6 protein-coding genes are annotated in these 4,642 nt (G+C 69.6%); 1 reads left to right on the forward strand and 5 read right to left on the reverse strand.

The annotated features are described in order from the left end of the window. Positions 1-620: dienelactone hydrolase family protein (locus AAF430_26645; protein ID MEM7413835.1), on the reverse strand; the 620-nt coding region annotated here is incomplete at its 3' end. 68 nt (positions 621-688) lie between these two features. Beyond that, on the reverse strand, positions 689-1,264 hold the full coding sequence (locus AAF430_26650; GenBank protein ID MEM7413836.1) for a tRNA-(ms[2]io[6]A)-hydroxylase: 576 nt from the start codon (positions 1,262-1,264) through the stop codon (positions 689-691). Between the two features lie 49 nt (positions 1,265-1,313). Here AAF430_26650 and AAF430_26655 point away from each other — a divergent pair, with 49 nt between their 5' ends. After that, the gene (locus AAF430_26655; protein MEM7413837.1) at positions 1,314-2,273 is read left to right on the forward strand and encodes an aldo/keto reductase family protein; all 960 of its coding nucleotides are present in this window, start codon (positions 1,314-1,316) and stop codon (positions 2,271-2,273) included. Here the strand turns inward: AAF430_26655 and AAF430_26660 are convergent. The 3 genes from AAF430_26660 to AAF430_26670 form a co-directional block, all read right to left on the reverse strand. After that, the gene (locus tag AAF430_26660; protein ID MEM7413838.1) at positions 2,270-2,791 is read right to left on the reverse strand and encodes a VOC family protein; all 522 of its coding nucleotides are present in this window, start codon (positions 2,789-2,791) and stop codon (positions 2,270-2,272) included. The two genes, AAF430_26655 and AAF430_26660, sit on opposite strands and share 4 nt — an antisense overlap. Before the next feature lie 57 nt (positions 2,792-2,848). After that, positions 2,849-3,709 (reverse strand): hypothetical protein, encoded by an 861-nt coding sequence (locus tag AAF430_26665; protein ID MEM7413839.1) that lies wholly within the window; start codon positions 3,707-3,709, stop codon positions 2,849-2,851. A 78-nt stretch (positions 3,710-3,787) separates the two neighbouring features. Then, the coding region (locus tag AAF430_26670; protein MEM7413840.1) for a hypothetical protein at positions 3,788-4,642 on the reverse strand (855 nt) is incomplete at its 5' end.

Here is a 4,642-nt window from a genome sequence, read left to right on the forward strand (position 1 = left end):
ACGACCACCTCGGAGTCCACGTTCCCCGAGCCCAGGGCCGACTTGATCGTGGCGACCTGGTCTTCGGGGATCATGCCGTCCTCGGCGCCGAACAGGCAGACGATCTTGCCGCGGATCTTCGGCGTGCGGCTCACCGTCGACGACTTGCCCCCCATGCCCTGGGGTGCGGCGATCCCGCCGCCGTAGAAGCTCGCCGTGGCCGCGACACCCGTCTCACAGGCGGCCAGGTAGGCCATGTGACCGCCGATGCAGAAGCCCATCGCGCCCAGCTTGTCGCTCACGTCGGAACGACCGCGCAGGAACGCTTCGGAGGCCGTCGCGTCGGCGATCATCTCGTCGGCGTCGAGCTGTCCCAAGAGCTCCATGCCCTTCGACATGCCGTCGTCGTCGTAGCCGTACTCGACGCCGGGGCCGGTGCGGTGGAAGAAGTCGGGCGCCAGCACCACGTAGCCCTCGGCCGCCACGCGCTCGACTACGTCGCGAATGTGGGAGTTGATGCCAAAGATCTCCATGAACACGATCACGCCCGGCAGGCTGGCGTCGCCTTCGGGCCGGGCGAGGTAGCCGCCCATCTGGGCCCCGTCGACCGGGATCGTCACGCGTTCGGTGTGCAGCGCCATCGGGAGGTCTCCTCGTGTTGGATCGGCGCGCGCAAGATGACCGCCGGCCCCGGCGGCGTCAAGGCACCTCAGGCGTGCATCCGGATCCAGTCGGGTGCGTCGGCGAGAATCTCGGCCTCACGGAGGGCCAACGGGCGCAGCCGGGCCTCCACCTCCTCCGCGGGCGCGAGTTCGCGGGCCAGCCGCACGTAGATGCCGTGGTGTCGCGCCTCGGACGCCAGCAGCCCCGCGTAGAAGGAGCGGAGTGGTTCCCCGACCTCGGAGTTCGCCAGGCATTCGAAGCGCTCACAGCTCCGCGCCTCGATCAGGGCACAGATCAGCAGCAGATCGAGCAGCCGCGCCGGCTCGTGGGTGCGCACCTCCTTGCGCAGGCACCCCGCATAGGGTGCGGGCTTCTGGGCGCCGAAGGCATGGCCGCGCGCGGCCAGGATCTCGAGGACCTGCTCGAAGTGGACCAGCTCCTCGCGCGCCAGCCGCGAGAGCGGGGCGTGGAGGAAGGCGTGGTGCGGGTACTGGAAGATCAGGTTGATGGCCATGCCCGCGGCCTTCTTCTCGCAGTGGGCGTGGTCGATCAGCAGCGTGTCGAGATCGGCGAGCACCCGGTCGGTCCAGGCGGGGGCCGTCGCCGCGGCGAGTTTGAGCATCGGCGGGATTCTAGGCCGGACCCGCAGCGTGGCACTAGACTGGGGCTCCATGGAATACCGGAACCTCGGACACAGCGGCCTCCAGGTGAGCGAAGTCTCGCTCGGGTCCTGGCTCACCCTCGGCTCGAGCGTCGACCGCGCGGCGACGCGCGACCTGGTCCACCAGGCCTTCGACCTCGGCATCAACTTCTTCGACACCGCCGACGTCTACTCGAACGGCGAGGGCGAGGCCGCCCTCGGCGCCGCGCTGCAGGGCATCCCGCGGCGCTACGTCGTGATCGCCACGAAGTGCTTCTTCCCGATGTCCGAGCGGCCCAACGATCGCGGCCTCTCACGGAAGCACATCTTCGAGAGCGTCGAGGATTCCCTCCGCCGCCTCCAGACCGACTACCTCGACCTGCTGCAATGCCATCGGCCCGACCCGACCACGCCGATCGAAGAGACGGTGCGCGCCTTCGAAGATCTGATCCGCCAGGGGAAGATCCTCTACTGGGGCGTTTCCGAGTGGCGTGCGTCCCACATCGTCGACGCGTGCCGCACCGCCGACCTGCGCGGCGCCTACCGGCCGATCTCCAACCAACCGCAGTACAACCTGCTGCGCCGCGGGATCGAGCGGGAAGTGATCCCGGTATCCCAGCGCGAAGGGCTTTCCCAGGTCGTGTTCAGCCCCCTCGCCCAGGGCGCCCTGACCGGGAAGTACAGCGGTGGCGAGCGCCCGGCCGGCTCGCGCGCGGCCGACGACGTGCGCAACGTCTTCATGAACCAGTTCCTCGAAGACGATTCGCTCGCGCGGGTCGATGCCCTGCGCCCGGTGGCCGAGCGACTCGGGGTCTCGATGGCCCAGCTCGCCCTCGCCTGGTGCCTCGCCGAGACCAACGTGGCGAGCGTGATCGTGGGGGTCACCCGCGCGTCCCAGCTCGAGGACAACGTCAAGGCCGCCGGAATCCGCCTGGAGCCGGAGGTCCTCGCGGAGCTCGACGAGATCTTCCCGAGCCCGCGTCGGAGCTAGCGCCCGCCCCGATCCTTCGCGCGGAAGACCCGGGTCTTCGGCGGCGCTGCGAGCGGCGGCGCGGGATCGGCGAGCAGCCGCTCGGCCTCCTCGCGATCGACGAAGTCGGTGGTGGTGAGACAGAACTCGACCATGATGCCGTTCGGGTCGTTCACGTAGATCGACACGCACCAGCCGTGATCGAGTTCCATCACGTCGTGACCCGCCGCGAGGATGCGCTCGCGATGGGCGTCGAGTGCGTCCCGGTCCGCCGCCGCGAAGGCGATGTGGTTGGTCCAGACCGGCAACCCGAGGCCCGTCGCGATCGCGGGATCCCAGTCGTCACCGAGCTCCGGGTCGTGCAGGTCCCAGAAGGCGATCAGCTCGCCGTTGCCCGTGTCGTAGAAGAAGTGCTTCGCGAAGCCCTTCCCCGCCGGCGCCACCTCGACCTTCACGAGGTCGAAGCCCATCGCGGCCGTGTAGAACGCGTGGGTGGCCTTCGCGTCCTTCGTGGCCAGCGCGACGTGGTGGAAGCCCATGGCGACACCTCCGACTCGGGGTCGCATCAGGGTACCGCGCGGCGCTGAAACGCCTCCCTACGGGATCGGCAGCGCTCCACCCACGCCCGGGGCCGGGCCCGAGACCGGCGGCGGCTCGAACACCTGGAAGGGCAGCGGCTGGGCGCAGCTCCCGGCCGGCGTGTCGCAGGCGCGGCGGTCGTTGAGGACGCCGCCGAGCGGGTTGCGATCGCCGAGGCCGGTCGTGTCGATGCCCGCCAGCGGCGGTGCGGCGACGTCGCCCGGGGTCAGGTGGTTGCCCGGTGCGCCGGCGATCGTGGCGATCGCCGGGCCGAGGTCACAGTCTTCCGGGGCGCCCGCGGCGATCCGCGCATCGTGGGCGCGAGCCGTGTAGAGCGGCTCCTTCGGCTTCGAGATCACGCACTCGCCCGGCGCCGCGCTGAGCCCCTGGCTCGGGTCGCGGTTGACCGGAAGCGTGTCGTCCCACTCGCAGAGCATCGCGTAGGGGCCGATCTTCTCGGAAAAGATGTACGCCTCGGCGTCGTTGCCGACGACGTCGGCGGTCGCGTCGAGCGCGGCGAGCTGGGCCGGGTTGCCCCCCTCGCGCGGGTCGATCATCCGCACCTTGCCGATCTCGAGACGGGCGTGGGGCTGGGCCTGGTCGGTGCGACCGAGCTTCACCTGGGTCTCCTGGGCGAGGTGGGCCACCACGTCTTCCAGGAGGACGCCGACCCGCGAGCCGCTGTCGGTGCGGAGGGTGTCATCGGCGAAGATCGCGTCACCGCAGGAGAGCTGGCGCGGCGACTCGCCGGGCCGCTGGGCCGTGGCCACACCGCGCACCGAGCTCACGATGCCGAGATCGTCGGCCGCCATGGCCAGGGTGGGAGCCGCCAGGGCGCACAGGCCCACCAGGGTCGAGAGAGTGTTGGCTCGCAGCATGTGTCGTGACCTCCGGTGGGCGGAGCGCTCTGCGCGCTCCCCCCTGATGGGTGGCCCTTCGAAGGGCCGAGGGTACGCCTAGTCCCTCAGATAGTCGTCCCAGTGAAGCGTGACGTATCCGCCCACGATCTCGCGGGTGAAGTCGAAGACCCGGACGTTCGAATCCTGGTCGCTGGCCTGGTAGCGGGCGGACAGCGTGAGCCACTCGGTCACGTCGTAGAACAGCTCCGCCCGGCCCAACCAGATGCGGTCGGTTCGGTCGGCGCCCTGCCAGGTCGCGAACAACGCGGAGCCAGCGAAGCTCGAGCGGTTCTCGTAGGGGTGGTACGAGTGGCTGCCCCAGAGCTGGATCCGGAAGTCGAAGGGCAGATCGTGCTTCAGCTCGGCGTAGGCCCGGGTGCCGTTGCGCGTCCAGTCGTCGCCGTCCGCTTCATAGCGGTCGACGAGACCCCCGAGCCGGAAGGCTCCTTCCAGGTTCTCGATGAGCTCGAAGCGGTAGGTGCCCTCGAGGCCCACCTCGAGCTGGATGCCGTCACGGTCGCGGCGCCGCCGCGCGTCGTTCCCGAAGTTCGAGAGCTCCGCGTTCGCCACCATCGCCGCAACCTGGGCCGCGTTGTTCTGGTCGATCACGTCGAGCACGGGGTCGCGCTGGATCGAGAAGCGGAAGTCGTTGACGTTCGCGCGGGTGAAGAGCTGACCGAAGAAGTCGTCGGTGAAGCGGTGGGAGAGCGCGATCGAACCGCCGCCCTGGGCCAGGAACGCGTCCTCTTCGAGCCAGCTGTAGCCGGCGAAGGGCTGGAAGCGCACCCAGGTGTCGTCCGCGATCTCGAGGTCCCAGAAGATCGACAGCCAGGGGAACTGGAGGTTGAACTCGTCGAACTCGTCGTGGTGGTTGCCCTGATAGCCGGCGATGATGCCGAGGGCGTGACTCGG

The organism is Myxococcota bacterium (assembly GCA_039030075.1).
In the GTDB taxonomy this organism is placed as follows: Bacteria; Myxococcota_A; UBA9160; order UBA9160; family SMWR01; genus JAHEJV01.

Excerpts from the sequence above, each read along its gene's own strand:
- AAF430_26650 (MEM7413836.1), bottom strand. The coding sequence starts at position 1,264 with ATGCTCAAACTCGCCGCGGCGACGGCCCCCGCCTGGACCGACCGGGTG.
- AAF430_26655 (MEM7413837.1), top strand. The coding sequence starts at position 1,314 with ATGGAATACCGGAACCTCGGACACAGCGGCCTCCAGGTGAGCGAAGTC.
- AAF430_26660 (MEM7413838.1), bottom strand. The coding sequence starts at position 2,791 with ATGGGCTTCCACCACGTCGCGCTGGCCACGAAGGACGCGAAGGCCACC.
- AAF430_26665 (MEM7413839.1), bottom strand. The coding sequence starts at position 3,709 with ATGCTGCGAGCCAACACTCTCTCGACCCTGGTGGGCCTGTGCGCCCTG.